The sequence below is a fragment of the Pseudoalteromonas phenolica genome (genome assembly GCF_001444405.1).
Taxonomy (GTDB): domain Bacteria; phylum Pseudomonadota; class Gammaproteobacteria; order Enterobacterales; family Alteromonadaceae; genus Pseudoalteromonas; species Pseudoalteromonas phenolica.
Window position 1 is genome coordinate 3,264,775 of record NZ_CP013187.1, and the last position, 25,249, is coordinate 3,290,023.

At 41.3% G+C, this 25,249-nt stretch carries 22 protein-coding genes; 6 read left to right on the plus strand and 16 right to left on the minus strand.

From position 1 onward, the window contains the following. Positions 1-11 precede the first annotated feature (11 nt). Together PP2015_RS14645 and PP2015_RS14650 are read right to left on the minus strand one after the other, a co-directional pair. Positions 12-3,644: a hypothetical protein gene (locus PP2015_RS14645; protein ID WP_058031012.1), complete on the minus strand. Its 3,633-nt coding sequence runs from the start codon at positions 3,642-3,644 to the stop codon at positions 12-14. A 100-nt stretch (positions 3,645-3,744) separates the two neighbouring features. Then, positions 3,745-4,113, minus strand: a complete 369-nt coding sequence (locus tag PP2015_RS14650; protein WP_058031013.1) for a hypothetical protein — start codon at positions 4,111-4,113, stop codon at positions 3,745-3,747. A gap of 245 nt (positions 4,114-4,358) precedes the next feature. Between PP2015_RS14650 and PP2015_RS14655 the strand changes: the two genes are divergently transcribed. Both PP2015_RS14655 and PP2015_RS14660 read left to right on the plus strand, forming a co-directional pair. Next, positions 4,359-5,549, plus strand: a complete 1,191-nt coding sequence (locus tag PP2015_RS14655) for a conjugal transfer protein TraF (RefSeq protein WP_058031014.1) — start codon at positions 4,359-4,361, stop codon at positions 5,547-5,549. Positions 5,550-5,773: 224 nt separating this feature from the next. Next, positions 5,774-7,378, plus strand: a complete 1,605-nt coding sequence (locus PP2015_RS14660) for a DUF342 domain-containing protein (protein ID WP_058031015.1) — start codon at positions 5,774-5,776, stop codon at positions 7,376-7,378. Positions 7,379-7,616: 238 nt separating this feature from the next. Here PP2015_RS14660 and asnA read toward each other — a convergent pair whose 3' ends face one another. After that, on the minus strand, positions 7,617-8,612 hold the full coding sequence (gene asnA, locus PP2015_RS14665) for an aspartate--ammonia ligase (protein ID WP_058031016.1): 996 nt from the start codon (positions 8,610-8,612) through the stop codon (positions 7,617-7,619). Positions 8,613-8,803: 191 nt separating this feature from the next. Here asnA and asnC point away from each other — a divergent pair, with 191 nt between their 5' ends. The 3 genes from asnC to recG are packed head-to-tail and all read left to right on the plus strand — an operon-like array spanning position 8,804 to position 12,123. Continuing rightward, on the plus strand, positions 8,804-9,262 hold the full coding sequence (gene asnC / locus PP2015_RS14670; RefSeq protein ID WP_058031017.1) for a transcriptional regulator AsnC: 459 nt from the start codon (positions 8,804-8,806) through the stop codon (positions 9,260-9,262). A 51-nt stretch (positions 9,263-9,313) separates the two neighbouring features. Further along, a complete protein-coding gene (gene trmH / locus PP2015_RS14675) occupies positions 9,314-10,009 on the plus strand; it encodes a tRNA (guanosine(18)-2'-O)-methyltransferase TrmH (protein ID WP_058031018.1) in 696 nt (231 codons plus the stop codon). Between the two features lie 26 nt (positions 10,010-10,035). Next, a complete protein-coding gene (recG, locus tag PP2015_RS14680; RefSeq protein ID WP_058031019.1) occupies positions 10,036-12,123 on the plus strand; it encodes an ATP-dependent DNA helicase RecG in 2,088 nt (695 codons plus the stop codon). 846 nt (positions 12,124-12,969) lie between these two features. On the opposite strand, the gene PP2015_RS14685 is transcribed toward recG, so the two are convergent. The 3 genes from PP2015_RS14685 to PP2015_RS14695 all read right to left on the minus strand — a co-directional run bounded on the left by PP2015_RS14685 (position 12,970) and on the right by PP2015_RS14695 (position 15,499). Continuing rightward, positions 12,970-13,644, minus strand: a complete 675-nt coding sequence (locus PP2015_RS14685) for a site-specific integrase (RefSeq protein ID WP_058031020.1) — start codon at positions 13,642-13,644, stop codon at positions 12,970-12,972. Between the two features lie 250 nt (positions 13,645-13,894). Further along, positions 13,895-14,941: a recombinase RecA gene (gene recA, locus PP2015_RS14690; protein ID WP_058031021.1), complete on the minus strand. Its 1,047-nt coding sequence runs from the start codon at positions 14,939-14,941 to the stop codon at positions 13,895-13,897. 66 nt (positions 14,942-15,007) lie between these two features. Next, positions 15,008-15,499: a CinA family protein gene (locus PP2015_RS14695; protein WP_058031022.1), complete on the minus strand. Its 492-nt coding sequence runs from the start codon at positions 15,497-15,499 to the stop codon at positions 15,008-15,010. Between the two features lie 22 nt (positions 15,500-15,521). On the opposite strand from PP2015_RS14695, the gene mutS reads away from it, so the two are divergent. Then, positions 15,522-18,113, plus strand: coding sequence for a DNA mismatch repair protein MutS (gene mutS, locus PP2015_RS14700; protein ID WP_058031023.1), 2,592 nt, complete (start codon positions 15,522-15,524; stop codon positions 18,111-18,113). A 64-nt stretch (positions 18,114-18,177) separates the two neighbouring features. Here the strand turns inward: mutS and rpoS are convergent, their stop codons facing one another. From rpoS to PP2015_RS14750, 10 genes are all read right to left on the minus strand, one after another. Then, on the minus strand, positions 18,178-19,161 hold the full coding sequence (gene rpoS, locus PP2015_RS14705; protein WP_058031024.1) for an RNA polymerase sigma factor RpoS: 984 nt from the start codon (positions 19,159-19,161) through the stop codon (positions 18,178-18,180). Between the two features lie 58 nt (positions 19,162-19,219). Further along, complete coding sequence (locus PP2015_RS14710) at positions 19,220-20,041, minus strand: peptidoglycan DD-metalloendopeptidase family protein (protein ID WP_058031025.1); 822 nt, start codon at positions 20,039-20,041, stop codon at positions 19,220-19,222. A 67-nt stretch (positions 20,042-20,108) separates the two neighbouring features. Next, entirely contained in the window at positions 20,109-20,750 is a 642-nt protein-coding gene (locus PP2015_RS14715; RefSeq protein WP_058031026.1) for a protein-L-isoaspartate(D-aspartate) O-methyltransferase, read from the minus strand. Continuing rightward, a complete protein-coding gene (gene surE, locus PP2015_RS14720) occupies positions 20,751-21,500 on the minus strand; it encodes a 5'/3'-nucleotidase SurE (protein WP_058031027.1) in 750 nt (249 codons plus the stop codon). Continuing rightward, on the minus strand, positions 21,497-22,528 hold the full coding sequence (truD, locus tag PP2015_RS14725) for a tRNA pseudouridine(13) synthase TruD (RefSeq protein ID WP_058031028.1): 1,032 nt from the start codon (positions 22,526-22,528) through the stop codon (positions 21,497-21,499). Before truD ends, surE begins: the two co-directional genes overlap by 4 nt. Further along, the gene (gene ispF, locus PP2015_RS14730) at positions 22,525-23,001 is read right to left on the minus strand and encodes a 2-C-methyl-D-erythritol 2,4-cyclodiphosphate synthase (RefSeq protein ID WP_058031029.1); all 477 of its coding nucleotides are present in this window, start codon (positions 22,999-23,001) and stop codon (positions 22,525-22,527) included. Before ispF ends, truD begins: the two co-directional genes overlap by 4 nt. Continuing rightward, positions 22,994-23,692 carry a 2-C-methyl-D-erythritol 4-phosphate cytidylyltransferase gene (ispD, locus tag PP2015_RS14735; protein WP_058031030.1) on the minus strand — a complete coding sequence of 233 codons (699 nt, stop codon included), beginning with the start codon at positions 23,690-23,692 and terminating at the stop codon, positions 22,994-22,996. Before ispD ends, ispF begins: the two co-directional genes overlap by 8 nt. A gap of 1 nt (position 23,693) precedes the next feature. Beyond that, positions 23,694-23,969, minus strand: a complete 276-nt coding sequence (gene ftsB / locus PP2015_RS14740) for a cell division protein FtsB (RefSeq protein ID WP_058031663.1) — start codon at positions 23,967-23,969, stop codon at positions 23,694-23,696. A gap of 26 nt (positions 23,970-23,995) precedes the next feature. After that, positions 23,996-24,616, minus strand: coding sequence for a hypothetical protein (locus tag PP2015_RS14745; RefSeq protein ID WP_058031031.1), 621 nt, complete (start codon positions 24,614-24,616; stop codon positions 23,996-23,998). Between the two features lie 49 nt (positions 24,617-24,665). Continuing rightward, positions 24,666-25,145, minus strand: a complete 480-nt coding sequence (locus tag PP2015_RS14750) for a DUF2947 family protein (protein ID WP_058031032.1) — start codon at positions 25,143-25,145, stop codon at positions 24,666-24,668. Positions 25,146-25,249 lie beyond the last annotated feature (104 nt).

A 25,249-nucleotide genomic window follows, 5' to 3' on the forward strand; every position in this document is an offset into this window, starting at 1 on the left:
CTCTTATCACCTTAAAGTGACTCGATTACTCCACCAGTATATTTAATAAGTACAATGCTGCCACGCTTCAAAATAGTTGCTGCAACCTCTTCACCGACCATAATCTTACCGATTTCAACTTCAGCGTCTTCTTCGCCTTCCACCGTTTCAGGTTCAATGATTTCTAAACTTACGCCTTCAGCATTTTTTGCTGAAAGAGTTTCAGTTTTAGTATCGTATTCGACCGTAAAACTACGCTGAGCATCTGAACCAGGGATCGCATATTTGATATCAAGATCAAGTTCACCTTGTTCAAGCTCTGTACGTTGACCACTTAAAGTTAAATCAACCTCATAGTCACCCAAAACAACGTCTAGATTGAGCGCAGCACTAATGTCTAAGAAGTTATTTTCATCTTCAAGCTCAAAAGTGTCTTCCGGCATAAAGTATGTCGGTACAACCGTCGCTGTGTTGACTTGAATCGAATCAAAATAGTCTGAATCTGTATTACTGTTGTATCTATGGTAATAGATATTATATTTACCGTATCCTTTGCGATGTATAGTGTGTTCATCATTACCTTGATACCAAATTCGAGATTTAAAAGAATCCAGCGCAGGCGCCTCACCGTATAATCCAAAGCTCAAAGTATTATATCTAACATCGTCAAAGGCCGTATGTAAGCTACTAGAATAATCATATGTTTCACCATCTGTTTTAGGATCTAATACCTCACCCTCTTCATTCAGTGGTTGACCCATTTCGTCAAATGAATGCGGATAAAGCCTGTAGGTTTGATAAACAATATTCTGCTTATCATTTGCATATGAAGGTGCGAAGAGAACGTAATAATTCTCTTGCCAACCATTAGATTTAGTTTTGCTAGACTTAAGCACATACGGCTTTAATTCATCTGCTACATTAACCAGCTCGAAAGACACTTGCTGAGATTCAACGACTTCTTCTTTATCTGTGATTGAGAAACTGTATGTGAATGCTTCTTGCTCAGACTTTGTGACGACATGAGACTCTACAAACTCATTGATAGATGCCGTTACTTGAGTACCATCTTCGTTAACAGTCACTTCATATTCATTATCGGCTGGCATTCTGATAAACCGACCATCAAGAGAGATTGATTGATCAATGTCTGGCATAACGGTTGGAGAGTAAACAGAAACAACCCCTTGCTCTTCATTTGTAAAAGCTAGAATCGTCTTAAATTCTGGTTGTTTAAATAAATCAAACAGATCAGTGACTGACTCAATGTCATTAACGAATTTGTAGTGAAGAAGTAGTTCACCTTGATTTTCATCCCGATTATAGGTGTAGAAATCAAGATCACCTAAAGCGACTTCCTCATCAGTATAAGTCGTGATCACACCATTATTAAATGACTTAACACCGCCAGGAACCCATGCGTATTGATAGGCAAAATTGTAGTTATCAAAAATAATACGAGTCGCGTACCCAGATGGCGTTCCTCTATCTAAACCCCAGGCAGAGAATCGATAAGCCGCATCATCGAACTGTGTATGAATAAACGTTTGTTTACCATTATATTCCCCTGCAAGTTCAGACTGATATTCAAATTCGTAATTTAGAGTACCATCCGTTCCATTTGATAATAACGTAATTTTTCGAGATTGATTCTCATCTACACTCGTAATGACGGCCTCGTTGTTATTAACAAACTTCATGGTTGCAACATTTTCGACAGTACGACCTGCTTCTTTAAAACCAGCAGCCTCATACCCGTCTACATTAGCAACATTCACAGTTAAGTTTGCTGCTAGTTCATTACCTGCTTCTGATTTAAACCCACCAGCTAGTGTGATCATTTCAGGCATTACAACGGTTCGCGTATTAAATCGATAACCCGATGAAGACGTTGAGCCATTATCGTTTTGTTCATAGAAATAAAAATGATCAAGTGACTGTGTAGATACAGAGATCAATTCAGCAGATAACTTGCCACTAAAACTGACAGGATCAGTGACTTCATCTGTTTTCTTCTGAGCAAGTGTGATCTCTAGATTTAAGGCACCGCCGATTGCTTCTATATCATGCTCACCAAAATCTAAAGTTCCTGACTTCAATTCATCCTCAGTTACGGCTTTATTCAATAAAATCGAAACTTGTGTGCCTTCATTTAGAGTAAACTTAGCCTCGTCGTTCTCGATTTCACCGTCAATTCTCAACGTATATTCTGTGCTTGTATCATTCGTTTCAATAACAGCACTTGCTGAAAGTGACTCAGCACCAGCAGTCGCTTGCACGTTAAACAACAGACCCTCTTCGTCGATAGTCACAACACCTGTTGCGCCTGGCGTTGCCAAATAGTCGTTAAGCTGCACTGTTTTTTCGGTAATTCGCTCAGCACGACGCAATGAATCAATGATAGCTAATGCTTCACTCACATCGCCTAATAATTTAAAGCTATCAGCTTGCTCTTCAACCATCATAGTGGCGTCTTCTACAAGTTGAACAAACTCTTCACCTTGTGTTTGCATCTCTTCACCCGATGTATCCGCTACATCAAATAAGTTTGCAAAAATACGAACGTCGTTAACCATAGCAGCCGCTTTTGCAACTGCATCCCCTTCAGTTTTATCGATTTCTGTACCTTTTAATCGACCGTCATCACCAGAATCAGCCTTTTTCTTCGACATTTCATTGTTTAGTTTGGTGACTAATAACTCTAAGTCAGCAATGCTTGAAAGGTTTTTCGATAACTCAGGATCTTTTTTGATCAAGACAATAATTTGCTGAGTGGCTTGCTCTGCACCTTTTAAGATATCTTCTAAAGTTAACTCAAACTCATCATCATCGTCATTATCTCGACTTACTAAAAATGCACCATCCGCTGCAACTAAGTCAGTAAGGGCAGAAGTTAAACGCTCACTTATATCTCCTACATTACCTTCACTGCCAGTAAACAAAGCCTGAGCGATACCAGCGTTGATCAGTGCATAACGTAAGTCATCGGATTCATCTCCATCAACCAAAGAGGCATGATCTTCAACTTTTGCTGGTACTAATTCATTTAACGCACCAATCAAGCCAAAAGTATCTGCGATTTCAGATTGAGCTTTGTTAACTGACTCAGCGGTTACATCACCACGTTCCTCGGCAAGCGCTGCAGCAAAATGCGTAAGTGGTGTAATATTGGCTGTATTTTGAATATCCCCGTCATTTTTAACTGCATTGATTAAAGACGTTAAAGTAAATGTCGGATCTTTCACCGTCATATTGATTTGTTCACCAAATGCAATCGCTTCATCTTCTGCATTCTGACCACAGCCAACAGGTGCATCACAGATCATATATGTTGGGCTATCAGCATCTTGACTAACACCTATTTCAACTTTAACTAAACCTTCAACTTTCACTTGCGCGCTAAACTGACCTTTATCATCAGTCATTGTGCTAGCTGAGCCTAGTTCGTCTTCAGTTAACTTTACAGGAGCTCCATCTACGTACTTGTAGAAATAAACAGGCGCGTTTATTAAAGTACCTTTAGACGCCACTCCTTTAATATCACTTGTAACCGTCTCTGAAACTGGCGGTTTTGTTATCTCTGGCGTTTTGTCATCATCTGATGAACCGCAACCACTTAATACAGTTAAAACACCAAGTGCTAATAGTGATTTTTTGAATTCCATATTTTCCATCTCTTTTCTGTGAGTATTTGACAGTCAGTAATTTTTTCCTGTCAGTTAACTTAGGGGCCTTATAAAAAAGCTCCTGCCTTGTTTTATTGGTTTAAGAAACTAAGTTGAATTTGTTTGGCAGTTTTGCAATGCCTGAAGCGAAGTAATAGCAAAGCACAGCTCCATTTTTAATATTGCTATTTAGTAATAAATCTATGCTATTTGGGTACAGCTCTGCATCATGATTGTTAAGAGCTGCTTCCTTATTTTCATGTATGCCTGATAATTTCAAAGCATTCTCGGCGGTTTTTGCGTGTGTATGAATATTGAAATTGGTGCTTGCTGTTGAAGTGTTATTTGGAGAAAGAGTCAGTTTCGAGAACGAGTTAACATCAACCAACTCGCAACAATCAAGAAAAGCGAGAGTCGAATAGATCTCACTGGTTAGTATCTTATTCCTTAATACTGATGCGGGCGTCATGGTTTTCTCCATACCATTTTGTCAAACTCTATGCTTTATTAAAAAAGCCAAGCAATTCTAAGCGCTATTTTATGTATATTCAATCTTATGTAAGTAGATAGGTATTATTTAAGCAAACGCAACTTTTAATTATTGATTTAAGTTAACATTTAATATTTTTTTCATCAAAATTTTCTAAATGCATGAGTATTAACTGCTAAAATACTGTCAACTTTCCTGCTCTCAATACAACAAGGTTTTCATAGATGAAAAAACGTATTGCTTTAGCACTTTTAGCAAGTGCAACGTCTGCTGCTGTCTCAGCTGCTGATACTCGATCTCAAGGTATGGGTGATGTCGGTGTCGCTTCTGCAGATTACCTATCTTCAGTATTAATTAATCCAGCATTGATTAACCGACACTCAGATGACACTGACGACTTTGGTTTAATTCTGCCTTCTGCCAACGTATTTGTTCGTGACGAACAAGAGCTACGTGACCACATTGATACTTTCCAAGATAGCTTTGATGAGCTATCAGACTTATTAGAACTGGCTGAATCAGGTGGTAATGTAACTGCAGAGCAATTAGACAAAGCGCGTAAACAGTTATCTTCTGATTTAGCCATGCTAAATGGCGGTATTAATATCGAAGCAAACTTAGCTTTGGCTTTGGCATCACCAAGCCGTATTGGTGGTTTTGCGCTTTATGCAAATACAGACGTTGATGCAAATGCAAATCTATTTATTTCTGATGATGATGTGAATGTGATTGCAAATGCACAGACACCAGAAGAGCTGGAAGAGCTAACTTCGAGTTTACAAGTTGTCGGTGCTGCAGTTAGCGAAATTGGTTTTGTTTATGCGAATCAGTTTACAGTATCAAATAAACAAGTGTACTGGAGTGTTACGCCAAAGTTCCAGCAAGTTGACTCGTTTAACTATGTATCGACCATTAATGACTTTGACGAAGATGATTTTGATGCAAGCGATTACACGAAAACAGAAAATAACTTCAACTTTGATATTGGTTTAGCGACAGAACTAACAGAAAGAGTCACTGTTGGTTTAGTAGCTAAAAACCTGATTGAAAACGATTATGATTCTGTAGCTGGTCAGGGACTCACTCCTTCGTACAAAGTCGGCCCTGAATATATTGCAGGTATCTCTTACAACGGTGACGTAGTAACACTTGCAGCAGATATTGACTTAACAGCACCTCAGCATTCTAATTTAGTTAAAGAAAGTCAGTATGCGCGCCTTGGCCTTGAATTAAATGCATTTGATTGGGTGCAAATTCGAGCTGGTTACCGTCATGACTTCAATGGTGATAAAGAAGACAGCTATAGCCTTGGCTTTGGATTAAGCCCATTTGGTGTTGTACGCCTAGATCTCATGGCGCAAACATCTGGTGATAATCAGTTAGGTGCAGGTTTACAGCTTAGCTTCACCATGTAATCATCTTTACTTGATAAGCTCGGTAAAGATCGAGCTTATCATTACATATTTAAAACCCTCTCATATCACGCTTCATTTTCTGTCTTGCTAGGCTTACATCTTTAATTCAAACCTTTGATATTACAGACTTGACTAATGTCGTACTTTTAAGCAATCTGATTGTAGTTAGATTGCATCTCTAACCAAACTAAAGTATTAGAATCACGCTTTACAAGGTGGGTAACGTGTTTAAACTTGCACATAATGGCAAAATTTTGATGGATATCGCTCAGGCCGCACCTCCAAGTGAAGGCTTCATTCTCGATGCTTTAAAACAGTCCCCATTTTCACAATGTCAAATTGATCACGAAAGCATAAAAGCGTATTTCAAAGGTGACCAAACAGAAAGAATATTAGCAGTCGCTATTAAGCATGACGCTACATTTAAAGTCGATATTTGTGAAGACAAAATGCAAGCGATTGGGTCTATTACGGTTGCCTATGGTGGTAAAGCCATTTCGCTCGAGGAGGCTAAAAAAGCACTCATTGGTGCAGGAATTACCCGTGGATTCAAGAATGCCTACCTAGAAAATCTACTTAAAAAGCAACACCTAGCTCAGCCCGGAGACGAAATCTCAGAATTACTTGCGCAAGGTCGGTTACCAACTAATGGCGAGCCGGCCACCTTAAAGCTTCATGTGTGCACTTTAAAGCAGCGTTTAAAACAACCAAAACTTCGTGAAGATGGCAGCGTTGATATGCGTGACTTTGGCGCTTTAGCAAGTGTTGAGAAAGGTACTTTACTTGCTAGCCAAGTTCCCGCAACTAATGGTACAGATGGGTATAATGTTTTAGGAGAAACCTTGCCCGCAAAACCAGGCGAAACATTTCAACTTACCGCAGGCGATGGTACAGAAATATCTTCTTCTAACCCGCTTGACCTCATTGCAGCTATATCGGGATGCCCTAGTGAAATAAATAATGGCCTAAGAGTCGATGATATATTTGTTATTGACGAAGTTAGCGTAAAAACAGGCCATATTAAATTTGATGGCAGCGTGGTTGTTAGCAAGAACGTAGCACCCGGTATGAAGATCATTGCCAAAGGTGATGTGACTATTTTAGGCAGTGTCGAATCGGCTGAAATTCAAACCAAAGGTAATATTGAAGTTAAACAAGCTGTCATTGGCCACTTAGATCATCAACATAATGATGAATACCTTACCTGCAAATTAATCGCTGGTGGTGATATTGAAATTTCACATGGGCAATATGCTTACTTGGAAGCGAATAACATTCAAGTGTTTAAACAAAGTAATCACTGTGAATTAAAAGCATTTGATACCATTGTTATTGGTGATGGAGACAAGCCGATTGGTAAATTAATCGGTGGTGAGATCTCTGATGCCCAAAAAGTCATAGCAGGAGAGATAGGTACATCATCCGGTACTAAAATGCATATATTTTTGGCTCGTAGTGGTATGACCTTAACCAAGACTACAGATGAATGTATCAAAGAGTTAGCAACTGTAGATGAGCAATTAAGTTCGCTCCAACAGGCTGTAGAAAAAGCAGATAAATTCAAAGATGCTGAAAAGAAAAAAATTATCATGCAAAAAATACTGGCAACACAACAACATTATTGCCAGCAAGCTGAACAATTAGAAAAGAAGTTAAGTGATTTAGATCACCATTTGCACGATTTGCTCGATAATACACAATTAGTGGTCAACAAAACGCTCAATAGTGATGTTGAGATCCATATTTTTGATCGTGTTTATAAAACGCAAAGGCAATATCCCCCATGTACAGCCAAGCTCGTCGACAATGAAGTAAAGATTGAGTTTTAAGGGCCAAGCTTGCTGTTCGGCGGCTGTGCATTAGCTTAATTATATAGACCCTGAAACAAGTTTAGGGTGACGATTCAAGCCTCTGATTCACAATTAAAACCTGTAAGCGCCGACTTTATGTCGCGCACAAAAAAGCGCAGGGTAAACCTGCGCCTACAAATCATCATGTCAACTCGCTAACCTTACCCTAAGAACTCGCTAGCTAAACAAAACCGACGTAAAATAGGTGCCACCGAGCTTACAACACTCCTTCTACTTGCTGCTTTAACTCATCGCCCCACACGCCCACTTGCACCTGTGCAATATGCTGTTTTTGTAGCATCAGCATCACTAAGCGTGACTGCCCAATACCACCGCCTATGGTTTGCGGCATCTCTCCAGCCACCAGCTGCTGGTGCCAATCTTGCTCTAAACGCGCATCATCTGAAGTGATGGCTAACTGACGCTTTAACGACTCAGGGCAAACACGAATACCCATAGACGAAATTTCAAATGCATCTTCAAGTACTGGGTTCCAAACCAGGATATCGCCGTTTAAGCCCTGATATTTATCACATGTTGCTGTAGACCAGTCATCATAGTCAGGTGCGCGCACATCATGAATTTCTCCGTCGCCTAATGCACCGCCAATGCCAATTAAGAATACCGCACCATATTCTTGAGCAATGGCTTTTTCGCGTTGCTTAGCAGTAAAGTCAGGATACATTTGGCGTAATTCTTCACTGTGCACAAAAGTAATTTTTTCTGGTAAAAATGGCGTTAAACCAAACTCGCTCGCCACCATTTTCTCAGTTGCTTTAATGGCTGAAAATAATGTTTCAACAGTAGATTTAAGCTTTGTCAGAGAGCGCTCACTGTCAGCGCAGATGATTTTTTCCCAATCCCACTGATCAACAAAGACAGAGTGAATCGGCGATAATTTATCCTCATCAGGACGCAGCGCTTTCATGTGTGTATATAACCCCTCACCAACAGCAAAGCCATGATCGCCTAAAGTTTTACGCTTCCATTTTGCCAGTGAGTGCACGACTTCAAAACTCGCTTCAGGTAATGTTTTTACTTTCACCGAAACCGCTTTTTCAGTACCGCTCAAGTTATCTTGAATGCCGTCGCCTACTTTAGCCAAAATAGGCGCTTGAACTTCTAACAAGCCAAGCTGGCTTTCTAGTTGATCCGAGAAAAAACGTTTCACGGCACTGATCTGTTTTTGTGTTTCTAGATAACTTGTTTTCATATTTGGTTCCTCATTCCCAATATTCGATGACACGGAGTCTGCAACCCAGCTCGCTCTGTGCTGTTAAATCCATCGTCAACAAATTCGAACATAAAAACAAGATCCAATAACAAAAATACCTTTACGCTATATTTTTCATTAAAAATTTCAGGTAAATTTTAACGATTCTTAAATTATGAGCCTTTAAAAGCATGGAAAATTATCAGATCGATAATCTCGATAAATCGATTTTGCACGCATTAATGGATAATGCGCGTACACCTTATGCCGAATTAGCAAAACGATTTGCTGTGAGTTCGGGAACTATTCACGTCCGAGTTGAGAAGATGAAGCAAGCTGGGATCATCCTTGGTACGCAAGTCACCATAGATCCAAAGCAACTGGGTTATGACGTTTGCTGTTTTATTGGCGTTAACCTAAAACATGCGGGTGACTACCCGAGCACCATTGAGCAGCTAAGAGGCTTTAACGAAGTAGTAGAAGCGTATTACACCACAGGCAACTACAGTATTTTTATTAAAGTCATGGCACGTTCAATCGATCACCTACAAGATGTACTGATCAATAAAATACAAACCATAGAAGCCATTCAATCAACAGAAACACTGATTTCATTGCAAAACCCAATTTGCCGTGAAGTAATGCCCTAAGCGCGATAAACGCGTATAATCGGTGCAATTTTAAGAATTAGAGTAGTAACCGTGGACAATAAACGTTTTCATCGCGTAAAGCAGGTTTTAGACAGACGCCAAACCGACCTAACGGTATGTTTAGATGAAGTGCATAAACATCATAATTTATCTGCCATTGTGCGCACAGCTGACGCTGTAGGCTGCCACCATGTACATGCAGTATGGCCACAAGATCAGCGTCGTTTAACCAACAACACCTCTGGCGGCAGTAAAAACTGGGTTGAGACACATATGCATGATGATATCGATCAGGCGGTTGCTGCAATCCGTGAACAAAACCCTGGCATTCAACTGTTAGCAACCAACCTCAGTGATGAAGCCGTTGATTTCCGCGAAATTGATTATACCAAGCCGACGGCTGTGATCGTGGGTCAAGAACGTTTAGGCATCTCAGACAAAGCACTTGCCCACGCCGACAAGCACATTGTTATTCCAATGGCTGGTATGGTGCAATCACTCAATGTATCTGTGGCTGCAGCACTGATTTTATATGAAGCACAAAGACAGCGTGAAGAAGCAGGCCTTTACGATCGCAACGATATGTTAGATGCTGAGGTTAAACACAAACTCTTGTTTGAAGGCTGCCATCCGATTATTGCGAATCGTTGTGTGGAGAAAGGCTTACCTTACCCTGCACTCGATGATGAAGGTGAAATTGTCGCAGATGAAGCGTTTTGGAACACGCTTAAGTTCAAGCAAAAGTAGTCATATAAAAATCATTAAGGAATAGTATGTCGAGTCCTAATTTAGCCAACTACCCGATCACTGAGCTCAAAGGTGTTGGGCCTAAAGTTGCCGAACGTTTAGCTAAATTAGGCATTGCTTCTGTGCAAGACATGCTGTTTCACTTACCGCTTCGCTACGAAGACCGCGCACGCACTTATACGATTAATGAGTTAATGCCGCATACTCATGTCAGTATTGAAGCTGAAATTGAGCACAGTGATATTACCTTCGGTAAACGTCGCATGTTGGTTTGCCACGTAAATGATGGAACGGGTAGGCTTACGCTGCGCTTCTTTAATTTTAATGCTGCACAAAAGAATGCCATGTCACCCGGCAAGATCATCCGTTGTTTCGGTGAAGTAAGGCGAGGACGTGCTGGGCTTGAAATGGCACATCCAGAATACAATATTCGCAGTTGCCCAACAGAGCCGCAAGATCCGAACCTCGCAACCCTAACCGCGGTTTACCCTACAACCGAAGGCCTAAAGCAGTTGAGTATTCGGAGTATTGCCAATAAAGCACTCGACTTACTAGATAAATACGACTTAGAAGAATATTTACCGCAGCAATATCGCCCTAATCAACTGAGTTTAAAAGACGCTGTATTACAACTTCATCGACCACCTCAAGATACCGATTTGAGCTTACTCGAATTAGGTGAGCATCCCGCACAGCAACGTTTGGCGTTTGAAGAACTGTTAGCGCAAAACCTCAGTTTATTGCAGCTGCGCCAGAAAGGTCAGGCGGTGCAAGCAGTGTCTTTACCACCGACAAATAAACTCGAACCTGAATTTTTAGCTCAGCTACCGTTTAGTCCAACCAATGCACAAAGTCGCGTCGTGGCAGAAATTAAACAAGACTTGCAACAGCCCTACCCCATGATGCGTTTAGTCCAAGGTGATGTAGGCTCTGGTAAAACCCTAGTTGCCGCACTCAGCGCTTTGACTGCAATTGCCAAGGGCTATCAGGTTGCATTAATGGCCCCAACTGAGATTTTATCTGAACAGCATGGCATTAGTTTTAAAAATTGGTTCAGTAGCTTAGGTATAGAGACCGCTTGGTTAGGTGGCAAGACCAAAGGCAAAGAGCGCACACAAGTACTCGAAAGCATTGCTTATGGCAAAGCCCAGATGGTGATCGGCACCCACGCGCTTTTCCAAGAGCAAGTCGAATTTCATAATCTTGCATTGATTATCATAGATGAGCAGCATCGTTTTGGTGTACATCAACGTTTAGCGCTCAGAGAAAAGGGCAAATTTAATAACTGCTACCCGCACCAATTAGTCATGACAGCCACGCCTATCCCGCGAACATTAGCCATGACTGCCTATGCCGATTTAGAAACGTCGGTCATTGACGAACTCCCTCCGGGGCGCACGCCAATCACCACAGTTGCGGTGCCAGATACGCGTCGAGAACAAGTCATACAAAGGGTGAAGAGTGCCTGTATAGAAGATCAGCGGCAAGTCTATTGGGTGTGTACGCTTATCGATGAATCTGAAGTTTTACAATGCCAAGCCGCAGAAGACACTGCTGCGCAACTAAAAGAATTACTGCCAGAATTAAAAATAGCCCTAGTACATGGCCGAATGAAACCACAAGAAAAGCAAGAGATCATGGCGGCTTTTAAAGCTGGTGAATACCATGTGTTAGTTGCGACAACGGTGATTGAAGTTGGGGTCGACGTCCCCAATGCCAGTTTAATCATTATCGAAAACCCTGAACGCTTAGGACTGGCCCAACTCCACCAGCTAAGGGGCCGTGTTGGCCGTGGTGCAATCGCATCGCATTGCTTACTTCTTTATCATGCGCCACTGTCTGTAACGGCACAAAAGCGTCTAGGCGTTCTGAGAGACAGCAATGATGGTTTTGTGATTGCAGAGCGGGATTTAGAAATTCGCGGCCCAGGTGAGGTGCTTGGCACTAAACAAACCGGCTTAGCCGAGTTTAAAGTGGCAGACCTAACTCGTGATAAGCACTTATTACCTCAAGTTCGCGCACTGGCTTTTACCTTGATGCAGCAACAGCCTGAGACGGTGAAGCCGCTGGTTGCCCGCTGGTTAGGTGGTAAATCAGAGTTAGCGATGGCCTGATTGCTAAATAAATTGTCGCCATAATTAACGACCTACACCAAAGACCCCCTTTTCACCTGTAGGTCACGGCTTTGGTCCGACAATCTTTAAATCATGTCGCCATGAATGGCGACCTACACCAAAGAACCCCTTTTCACCTGTAGGTCGCGGCTTTAGCCCGACAACTATTAAATCATGCCGCCATGAATGGCAACCTTCACCATAAAGCTCCTTTTCACCTATAGGTCGCGGCTTTAGCCCGACAACCTTTAAAACATGTCGCCATAAATGACGACCTACACCAAAGAGCCGCTTTTCACCTGTAGGTCGTGGCTTCAGCCCGACAACCTTTGCATCATGTCGCCATAAATGACGACCTACACCAAAGAGATCCTCTCATCTGTAGGTCACGGCTTTAGCCCGACAACCTTTGCATCATGTCGCCATAAATGACGACCTACACCAAAGAGATCCTCTCATCTGTAGGTCACGGCTTCAGCCCGACAATCTTTAAAACATATCGCCATAAATGACCACCTACACCAAAGAGCCGCTTTTCACCTGTAGGTCGTGGCTTCAGCCCGACAATCATTAAAACATGTCACCATAAATCACCACCTACACCAAAGAGCCGCTTTTCATTTGTAGGTCGCGGCTTCAGCCCGACGGTCTTTAAAACATGTCACCATAAATGACGACCTACATCAAAGAGTCCCCTTTAACCTGTAGGTCGTGGCTTCAGCCCGACAACCTTTAAAACATGTCGCCATAGATGACGACCTACACCAAAAAGATTTCTTTTCACCTGTAGGTCACGGCTTTGCTCCGACAATCTCTAAAACATGTAAACTAACTAATAAACAGGTATCAATGCCTTTCTAAAAAGCGCTGCCAATGCACAGACGAATTGATCACCCTTACTGGGGCAATGATCTTTTTTAATAACTGTGGAGAGGGTTCTTTTAATAGGTCATTATCTTTTAAGCCTAATAAATAATGAAATGCAGGTTTGTTTAAGTGTTGAATGGCTGAAATTCGAATTTGCTGCTCGAAGTTCAAACGCAAGCTACTCACAGACGTTTTATGTCCTTGTTGGTCGATACTTGGAATATCGCACTTTTGTAAATACCCTAAACGCTTGCCTTCACCAGAAAACCAAATGCGCACTTTTTCGCTGTAACGACCTGTTTTAGCTGGTAGATCAAACAGCAAACGCTGTTCGTTTTGGCTTTTCACAAATTCTAGGTAAGGTTCTAATCCTGCCTGCCATAGTGCTGTATGAATAGGCACCACTCTGGATTGAATTTTCTGGTGTGTCGCAAATTTAAAGCAATGCACGCCCTCAATTTTTACCACATCATCAAGGGTCAAATTGCCAATTTCATCACTATAAGCACCGGTATAATAAGCAATCAAAGGCAACCAGAAGTGCCAGTGCTTTGGCTGTTCACGCTTTTGCTTTTCATCACCGTAAATATACCCATGGAACAAAGTATGTAATTCCATAGCTGAAAATGCGCGACGACCAAGGTGTACTTTCATAGATTTACGGTAACCTTATTTATAAATAAGAAACACGATAAGTTTAAAGGGATTATAAAAAAGATAAACCACCAATTTTAAATTTCTTTAATCTGAGTAGATGTTTACCTATGCACTTTTCTTTACGTTGCTTAGCTATGGCATATTCACCAGCAACCTCTAGTAAGAATAATCAACGAGTTATAAAAACAAAAAAAGCCTGCTAAGCAGGCTTTGGAGATGTTGTTTGATATTCTGAATTTAGTTGTGGTTAAAGTTCTGCGCCTTCCGCTAAACCTTTATCTTCACCTTCTTCAGGCTCGATAGTCGCTTGAAGTAAAAGCATATCTCTTAGCTTACCTTCAATCTCGTTAGCGATCTCAACGTTCTCTTTTAGGAATTTAATTGAGTTAGACTTACCTTGACCAACTTTGCTGCCGTTGTAGCTGTACCATGCACCTGATTTTTCAACCAGTTTGTGCTTCACACCTAGGTCAATTAACTCACCTTCTTTAGAGATACCTTGACCATACATGATAATAAATTCAGCTTGCTTAAATGGCGGTGCAACTTTGTTCTTAACAACTTTAACTCGAGTTTCGTTACCCACTACTTCATCGCCATCTTTCACTGAGCCAATACGACGAATATCAATACGTACTGATGAGTAGAACTTAAGTGCATTACCACCCGTCGTTGTTTCTGGGTTACCGAACATCACACCAATCTTCATACGAATTTGGTTGATGAAGATACAAAGCGTATTTGAACGTTTGATATTTGCAGTTAGTTTACGCAAAGCTTGTGACATTAGACGCGCTTGAAGACCTACGTGTGCATCACCCATATCACCTTCAATTTCAGCTTTAGGTGTTAATGCTGCTACCGAGTCAACAATCACCACATCTACTGCACCTGAACGAACTAGCATGTCACAGATTTCTAATGCTTGCTCACCCGTATCAGGCTGAGAAACAAGTAGCTCGTCCACGTTAACACCCAGCTTTTCTGCATAGACTGGATCTAATGCATGCTCAGCATCAACGAATGCACATGTTTTACCTTGCTTTTGCGCTTCTGCAATAACTTGAAGAGTAAGCGTGGTTTTACCTGATGATTCAGGACCATAAATCTCGACAATACGACCTGTTGGTAAACCACCTATGCCTAACGCGATATCAATACCTAGTGAGCCAGTAGAAATTGCTTCAATGTCTAACGCTTGGCTATCACCTAGCTTCATGATTGAACCTTTACCAAATTGGCGTTCAATTTGTGATAACGCGGCATCTAGTGCCTTTTGTTTATTGTCGTTCATTTGCTTCTCCAATCTTGCGTAATGCCAGTAAGTATACTGTATGAAATTACAGTATCAAGCATATTTTTATGAATTTAATAGCTCAATTGACTTTTCTAAAGAAAAAACAATAGCTTGCTCTCTAACTTCAGCTCTATTTCCAGTAAAAACACAATGATAAGTGTGCTGTTTTCCCGACAAAAATAGACCAAACCATACAGTACCTACCGGTTTTTCATCACTCCCCCCTGTAGGCCCAGCGACTCCCGAAATTGCAATAGCAAGGTCTGCATTGGCAGCTTTCGCAGCGCCTGCACACATTTCTAACACGGTTTGTTCACTGACTGCACCATGCTCCTGTATAGTACTTTCGGTTACCCCCAGCAATGCCTGCTTCGCTTCATTACTGTAGGTGACAAAACAGCGGTCAATATATCGTGAACTGCCCGATGTATCGGTAAGCGCGTAACTCACTCCTCCACCAGTACATGATTCAGCGGTAGTGATCGTCAGTCGTTTATCAGCTAAAATAGCGCCCAACTTTGACGCTAGAGTACTTACTTGTTGCTGTAGCTCCATCATTATCCTTTTAGGTCATTGCATGTCGATAGATTTATATTCAGAACATACTATAAAACAACAAACTCCCATGATGCAGCAATATCTGCGGATCAAAGCGGATCATCAAGACATTTTACTGTTTTATCGCATGGGTGACTTTTATGAATTGTTCTTTGACGATGCTATTCGTGCCGCTCAACTACTCGATATTTCACAAACCCATCGCGGCAAAGCGGGCGGTGCCCCCATACCAATGGCCGGTGTACCCTACCATGCGGTAGAAAATTATCTTGCGCGCCTAGTGCAAATGGGGGAGTCAGTAGCAATTTGTGAGCAAGTTGGTGATCCTGCAACCAGCAAGGGGCCGGTTGAGCGAAAAGTGGTACGTATTGTCACACCAGGTACAGTCAGTGATGAAGCTTTATTACAAGAGCGTCAAGACAATTTACTTGCAAGTGTCTATCAAAATAAACAAGACCAATACGGCGTCGCTTATCTTGATATCAATTCAGGCCGTTTTAACATCGTTGAACTAAACACCGATGAAGCATTGATTTCGACGCTGCAACGCCTGCAGCCCGCTGAATTACTTTACCCTGAGTCATTCCAAAATCTATTTTTACTTGAGCAAGTCAAAGGCGGTCGTCGTCGTCCTGATTGGGAGTTTGATTTAGATACTGCTAAACATTTGCTTTGCCAACAGTTCGGTACACAAGATCTAATCGGCTTTGGCGTTGAAAAAGCGCATACAGGTTTAATCGCTGCAGGCTGTGTGATGCAATATGTTAAAGATACACAACGCATTGCTCTGCCACATATTCGTGCCATTACCCTTGAGAAAAACGAACATGCGGTGATCCTAGATGCAGCAACGCGTAAAAACTTAGAACTGACAGTAAACCTATCTGGCGGGATCGAAAACACACTAGCACAAGTATTAGATAAAACCGCGACACCGATGGGCTCGCGTTTATTAAAGCGTCGTATTCATACACCAGTTCGTGATCACAATGAATTAAATGCCCGACTAAATGCCATTGCCAGCTTGATCAATAGCCAAATTTGTCTGGAGCTCTATGACAGCTTAAGACATATTGGCGATATTGAGCGTGTAGTGGCGCGCCTTGCACTATGTACTGCGCGCCCTCGTGACTTAACGCGTTTACGAGGAGCTTTACAAGCCCTTGCACCGCTGCATGCATTACTCGATGAGGCAGCCGATCCACGTATAAAATTGATTTGCGATCAATCTCCTGTATTACCTAAGCTACAGTCACTCTTAGAGCAAGCGATTATTGATAATCCGCCCGTGCTGATCCGTGATGGCGGCGTAATTGCAACAGGTTATAACGCTGAACTTGATGAGTGGAGAGCACTGAGCCAAGGCGCAACAGATATTCTTGAGAAGTTAGAAGTGCGCGAACGTGAGCGTACTGGGATCAGCACCCTTAAAATTGGCTACAACAAGGTGCATGGCTTTTACATTGAAATCAGCCGTGCCAACTCACACCTTGTGCCACCAGAATATATTCGTCGCCAAACGCTTAAAAACAATGAGCGCTATATTATTCCTGAACTGAAAGAGCATGAAGACAAAGTACTTGGCAGCCAAAGTAAGGCCCTAGCACTTGAGAAGCAGCTATATGAGCAGTTATTTGAATATATTGCGCCTTACTTAGAGCAACTGCAATTAATGTCTTCTGCACTCGCTGACTTAGACGTATTAAATACCTTAGCTGAACGTGCGCAAACGCTCGATTACTGCAAACCACAATTAACGCTAGAGAGTGGCATCGACATCATTGATGGTCGCCACCCAGTTGTTGAACATGTAAGTCAAGAGCCATTCATTGCCAACCCTGTAAAACTCAATGAACAACGTAAAATGTTGATCATCACAGGTCCTAATATGGGTGGTAAATCTACCTATATGCGTCAAACAGCGCTTATCACTTTAATGGCACATATTGGCTCTTATGTACCAGCAAGTGCAGCGCGTATCGGCCACATTGACCGTATCTTTACACGTATTGGCGCGAGTGATGATCTTGCTTCAGGTCGCTCAACCTTCATGGTAGAAATGACTGAGACCGCCACGATTCTTAACAATGCGACCGAAAACTCATTGGTGTTAATGGATGAAATAGGCCGAGGTACCAGCACCTATGATGGTTTATCGTTGGCCTATGCAACCGCAGACTACCTAGCAAGTAAGCTCAATGCTAAAACCCTCTTTGCGACGCATTACTTTGAGTTAACAGAGCTTGCAGAGCAACAAACAGGGCTTGTAAACGTACATTTAGATGCGGTAGAACACAACGATACTATTGCCTTTAAGCACACAGTCTTAGATGGCGCTGCGAGTAAAAGCTTTGGTTTGCAAGTCGCTGGACTCGCTGGAGTACCAAAACCTGTTCTTGCCATGGCGAAAGAAAAGTTAAAACGCCTTGAGCAACATGAAAGTGTGATTGATGAACAAAAGCCAACCGCTCACTCACAAGGTCAGTTACCATTAGAGCCGGTTATGCAAGAATCAGAAGTTGAACTACAACTTGCGCACATTGATCCTGATGATCTAACTCCTCGCCAAGCACATGAGTTACTCTATAAATTAAAAGGCTTACTCAAGTAATCAGACCGTGATAGATAATAAAAAACCACTTCAATTGAAGTGGTTTTTTATTATTAAATGAAGCTTATTGTTGCTCAAATAAGCTATCGATATTTAAGCCTTCATGCTGCAAAATATCTTTTAAGCGTCTAAGGGCTTCAACTTGAATTTGTCTTACACGTTCACGTGTTAACCCTATTTCTCTGCCAACATCTTCTAATGTTGAAGGTTCATATCCAAGTAAACCAAAACGTCTTGCTAGTACTTCACGCTGCTTAGGGTTAAGCTCTCCAAGCCAATCAACAATATGCTTATTAATATCATTGTTCTGTACTTCATTTTCAGGGCCATAACCCTTTTCATCAGCAATAATATCTAACAGTGCTTTGTCATTTTCACCACCTATCGGCGTATCAACTGAAGTGATTTTTTCGTTCAGACGAAGCATTTTAGTAACGTCTTCAACCGGGCGGTCTAAGCATTCAGCAATTTCTTCTGCAGTGGGCTCATGGTCTAGCTTTTGTGTCAGCTCTCGAGCTGTTCTTAGATATACGTTAAGTTCTTTAACAACATGGATAGGCAAACGAATGGTGCGAGTTTGGTTCATTATTGCACGTTCGATGGTTTGTCTTATCCACCAAGTTGCATAAGTCGAAAAACGAAAGCCTCTTTCTGGGTCAAATTTTTCAACCGCTCTGATCAGGCCCAAATTGCCTTCTTCAATTAAATCTAGAAGCGCAAGACCACGATTATTGTAGCGTCGAGCAATTTTTACAACTAATCTTAAGTTACTTTCGATCATGCGTTTGCGAGAAGCTTCACAGCCTTTAAGTGCTTTACGAGCGAAATAAACTTCTTCTTCTGCACTTAATAGAGGGGAAAAACCAATTTCACCTAGATACAATTGCGTTGCATCTAAGTTTTTAACGGTTTCTTCTTTTGCAAAAACATCATCTTCCGTTTCGACATCTTCCAAAAGCTCCATTTTTTCGTCATCTAGTACTGCTTCTTCAACTTCAGCTTCTGCAGTGACTAGCTTCTTAGTCTCTTTCTTTGCTGTTTGAGCCATATCATCCTCCCAAGCGAGTGAGTGGTATTAATCCATCATACAGTCAGTAATAAAGCATTTATGGTAAATACTTCTTAGGATTTACCGCTTGGCCTTTAAAGCGAATTTCAAACCTCAAAGCCGTTTGCGTTGCATCCGTATTTCCCATTTCGGCAATTTTCTGCCCAGCTTTAACTTTTTGCTGCTCCCGAACAAGTAGTCGATCGTTGTGAGCATAGGCACTTAGGTAATCATCACTGTGTTTCAGGATGATTAAATTACCATACCCTCTCAACGCGCTTCCTGCATATACGACTGTCCCTGCTGCTGCCGCACTTACTGATGTTCCTAATTTATTTTTGATTTGAAGACCTTTATAACCTTGCTCTTTACTAGAAAAGCGCTTAGTTATTTGCCCTTGGGCTGGCCATTGCCAATCAATTTTGCCATTCTTTTTCGATGCTGCTGTACTTACTTTTTGAGTGGCTTGTTTTTGAACATACTCCCGTTGTTTTGGCTTCGCAAGATCTTTTTTTGCCAATTTGTTATTTTTTTGTTTCTTATCAACGGTCTTTGTTTTAACAACTTTATGTGGAGTGCTTTTTTTAGTGCGCGGTTTAGGTTTAGCTAGTACTAACTTTTGACCTGGAAAAATTGTATATGGCGGTTTGATATTATTTAAGGCTGCGATTGTCCGCACGTCCCTATTGGCGGTAAATGCGATGGCAAACAGCGTATCACCTTTTTGTACCGTGTACCGATTATTTTTTATTGTGATTTTACGTGATGATAATGAATCAGCATAAGTCAATGAAGTTACAGGTGCGGGTTTTTGCGTTGATGAACACCCTGAAATGAACACAATTAGTAACAAAATAATGAACGTGTTCACTGCTTGCATTCACTTACCCGGTAAAGTTGACGATTAACTTATTAAAAATAACAAGATAAGAAGAGTTTAGGCAAGATCATAGCGAAATTTCTCCCGCTATTAATGGAACAAAACGTACTGGCGCCATTTTATGTTCAACAAATTGCTCGCCCTTTCGTACCACTAAAGTTAACACTTGCTCTTCTTCACCGATGGGAACCAATAAAGCGCCATCGTTTTCAAGCTGTTCAAGCAAAGCTTGTGGTACTGTTTTTGCTGCTGCCGTCACAATAATGCCAGAAAATGGTCCTTTAGTTTGCCAGCCCTGCCAACCATCACCATGCTTCATAGAAACATTATATAAATCTAATTGATGCAAACGTCGCTTAGCTTGCCACTGCAGAGATTTAATTCGCTCAACGCTAAACACTTGCTCGAAAACTTGTGCTAAAACCGCGCTTTGGTAACCAGAGCCAGTTCCTATTTCCAAAACCTTACCTTTTACACCGACTTGTCGCAAAATTTCTGTCATCTTTGCAACAATAAATGGTTGAGAAATAGTTTGCCCATTACCTATGGGCAATGCAGTATTTTCATAGGCTTTGTGCTTTAACACATCATCAATAAAAAGGTGGCGTGGAGTGTCTTTAATAACTTGCAATACTTTTTTATCTTGAACCCCAGATGCTTTTAATTGTTCTACTAGAGCATCAGCACTGCGAGTATAATTGCCAAGCACTTAGCTCACCTCTTCTAACCAAGAAGACATCGCATCCATCGTCTCATATGCCGTCATATCAACCTTGAGTGGAGTCACAGCAACGTAGCCCTGATTGACAGCAAAGAAGTCGGTACCCTCACCGGCATCACTCTCAGAACCAAGCGAGCCATACCAGAAAACACTTCTACCCCAAGGATCAATTTGCTCAGTCATAGTATCCGCTTTGTGACGTGCTCCTAAGCGTGTCACCTTAACTCCTTTTAATTCAGTTAAAGGAATGTCTGGCACATTAACATTGATAATTTGATCTTTAGGCAACGGGTGAGAGCTTAATTGTTTAATTATTTTCACCACCACAGCCGCAGCGGTTTCGTAGTTTGCTTCTTTTTTTGAACAGAGAGAAACTGCAATTGCTGGTAACCCCAAATGACGCCCTTCTGTTGCCGCTGCTACAGTACCTGAATAAAGCGTATCATCACCTAAGTTAGCCCCATTGTTAATACCTGCGACAACTAGGTCCGGCTCTTCATCTAAAAGCTGATTCACACCAAGGTGAACACAGTCTGTCGGCGTGCCATTCACTGAGTAAAAGCCATTTTCTAATTGTGTTGCGCGCAATGGATTTAACAATGTCAAAGAGTTACTTGCGCCACTACAGTTTCTATCAGGGGCAATAACGGTCACATCGGCAATTTTGCTCAAGGCTTCATACAATACAGAGATCCCTTTTGCATGAACTCCATCGTCGTTACTGAGTAAAATCTTCATCGTTCGTCCTTATTTGCAAATGCGCTTTTATTCACATCAACGTAATTAACTAGCTCTCTAAGTACAGCTGTGGCGAATGTCCCTTTAGGTAATGCAAAGTGTAATTCGATACTGTCTGACGACAAGGTCTTCACTTCAAGATCTATGGGGATCAATCGCAGAGCACGGCGCTCATTTTTTAATCCTAATTCGGCAAGACCATGATGCCAAGCATTAAAGGCTTTAAGAAAGTCTTTTTCTTGCGCAATTAACCCTTTTTCACCTTTACCGACCAGAGGTGCCGACAAGCAAATGTCTCCGGAGGTTAGCCTTGCAATGTTTTCATCGCTGATATCATCTTCAAAGAACGCATTAGAGCCTTCTAGCATAAAGATTTCTCTATGCCAGGTTTTCGCTAAGCCATGTTCTTTTACACGCATACTCACTAACTGATTGAAAATGTGTGAGCGAGCAGCAGAAATAACGATACTACGTAATTTTCTGTCGCGAATATGTTCACCTGCAAACATGCGCTCAGCCATAGTAAGGTTATGACCATCATGACCAAAGCGTTGTTCACCAAAGTAGTTTGGCACGCCCTGACGCACCGCATTAATACGTGACAAAATATCTAATGGCTTATCAATGTTTCTTAGTGTGATCGTAAAGCGATTACCTGAGTGACAGCCTGTTCTTAGCTTTCTGTTGTGACGCTTTTGTTTTGCAACAAAAATAAAGTCATCGTTTAGCTCGGTAAAATCAACGTCTTTCTTAATAGGAACAGGGACACTAAACCACTGGCTACAAACACCATGGCGATCTTTCAGTCCCGCATAGCTGACGTTTTTTACATGTGTTCCAGCTTGTTTTGCAATTTTTTTAGCGACATCTAACGTGTTTATCTGTTTTTTAATAATATGCAAACAGACATGTTCACCTTCGCCGGTCAGCTCAATATCCAATATTTCATCTACAATGAAGTCTTCTGGCTGACTTTTAAAATCAGCTACCGCTTCAGGCTTGTCATACAGATAATGCAATTCCATTATACTTTAACCAATAACGCAACTGCATGGGCTGAAATGCCTTCTTTACGACCTTCGAAACCAAGCTTTTCTGTGGTCGTTGCTTTTACATTTACCTGATTCAATTCAACCTGACAATCAGCAGCTAGGTTGGCACGCATGTTATCAATATGCGGTCTCATTTTTGGTGCTTGCGCAACAATCGTGACATCGCAATTACCTAGTTTATAACCGAGCTCTGTAACTTGATCCATTACTTGTCTTAGCAAAATACGACTATCTATATTTTCAAATTCAGCAGACGTATCTGGGAAATGTTTACCAATGTCGCCAAGTGCCATTGCGCCAAGTAAAGCATCACATAACGCATGAATAGCTACATCCCCATCGGAGTGTGCAATAAAGCCTTGCTCAAAAGGAATTTTCTCACCACAGATCGTTAATGGGCCTTCACCACCGAATTTATGCACATCAAAACCATGACCAATTCTAATCATTTTCTTCTTCCTGCTCTTTTAGTAAAAACGCGGCTAAGCGTAAATCTTCTGGCGTGGTAATTTTAATATTATCACTTCGACCTTCAACGAGTAATACTGGCTTACCCTGTAGCTCCATAGCTGAAGCTTCATCCGTAATAAGTTTGGATTCAGATAAACAAGTCTTCAGAGCATCTTTTAGCGCCTGATAAGGAAATAACTGAGGTGTAAGAGCCTGCCATAATTCGGCACGAGGTACGGTCTCTTCACTATATTGTTGACCACGTTTAATGGTGTCTTTGACCTTAGCTGCAAGTATACCGCCTTCTTGCTTTTCAAAGCAGCTGGCAATCAACTTTTGTATGTCTTCAATTTGCACTATTGGTCTTGCTGCATCGTGTACTAAAACCCAATCAGGGTTTAGTGTCTCAAGTGCATTTAGTGCATTTAAAACTGAATCAGCTCGCTCTTTTCCACCCTCAGTCGTCCGTACTTTAGTCATATTAAATTGCTGTGTGTTAAACAACTCATCTTCTGGGTTAATTGCTAGCATGATGGTATTGAGCTCACGCATAGAAGTGAGCTTATTAACGGTGTGCTCTAAAATAGACTTATTATTTATTTTTAAATACTGTTTTGGGATCTCAGCCTGCATACGGCTGCCAACACCTGCAGCTGGAACAACAGCAGCAATAATAGGAGGATTATTCATGTTATTTATTCGGTAACACTCTAATGAAGGTTTCAGTTGGCTTGATCATACCAAGCTCATGTCTCGCTCTTTCTTCAACGCCTTCTAAACCAAGTTTAAGATCATCAATATCAGCTTTTAAAAGCTTATTTCGTTTGATTAATTTCTCGTTCGCTACCTGATGCGTATCTACAACGCTCTTCAAACGCGTATAATCTTGCATACCATTATGGCCGAACCAAAATTTATACTGAAGGAATAGCGCAAGGCTAAGAAGTAGAAACTGAAATATACGCAAAACTGCACTTCCCAATAACAAATTAATCAAACATCACGTTTTATTGAACGCACATTTTTCCAATTGATCATACTGGCTAATAGCATCTCGCGCAAACTAAGCCTTCTGGGTGGGACTGCTTTATTAAATTGCCACTGATGACCACAGCAAGCTGCGGTCATGACCTGTTTGCTTGGCTTTAGAACTTGTAGATTAAGGTTGGATTGAGAGGCCCCTGAAAAGAAAAACCATCCACTTAAGTTGCTATGAAAACTATTTTTTTCAACTTGATCAATGCAATCTAAGCTCAAAGACTGATAACCCGTATGCTCTTTTAGCACAGGAATAACTAATCCAGTTTTAGCATGTTTTTTATAAAATGAAGCATTTTGCTCTGGATCAGGAGAGGGCAACTTTTTCTGAGGTGCAAGCCAACCGCCATTTTGCGAATCTAATTCTAGCGGAATATCACCCTGCACTATATGCCGCGCAGCGCGTTCTACATAGAAGGGTAAACTAGCCAACGACTTACGTAGTTTCTGCTCGTTATGAACAGCAGCGAGTGCTGGAATTTCTCTGGCGTAGAAAACATTAACCAGCTCAGCAAACATTAACCGCTCTTTTTCATCGTTCCATAGCTGAGCTTGTTGCACACTCTGCACTGACATCCCCTTCTTCGGTTACTGCAGTTTTTATAGCATGTGCAACGTATTACTGCTAGCCCTTAGGTTTATTACCGAGTTTAACATCACCATTTTCTAAGAACTGTGCAACCGTATCGCGCTTTTTACCAAGTAATAAACAACCATCAGCAAGGAACATAAAGTTTTGCCAGCAACGTTTGAAAACATCAAACTGGGTTTCAATCACACAGTCTCTATTTAAGCAAAAATAAACCGTTGTATTGTTTTCCCACTTTAGAAATTCATTTATGCTCTCTGGTAGTTCATCTAACCCCGCTTCCCAGTCTTTTTCCCAGTTCAAGTTTTCTTGCCATGAACTTGCTTGCCCAGCCCACTCATTTTCAGTGAAAAAATCTGGATGATCTTTTTCACGACTAACCATAGTAGACCAAAGCACAGCTGAACGTGTTGGAGACATCAATTTAATCTTTTCAAGATCAGTCGGGGCAATTTCCAAGTCTTGATGCCTAAACACCCAAGCCTTTTTGAATTCATTAAGGGGAATATAATTCATTGTGACCTTTTAATTTTGCTCGCGGTTAGTGAGGTGGGATTATCACTATGTTTAAATGAAAAGTGAATGATAATTTGATATTTAATTTTTAAGGCTAAAAACGA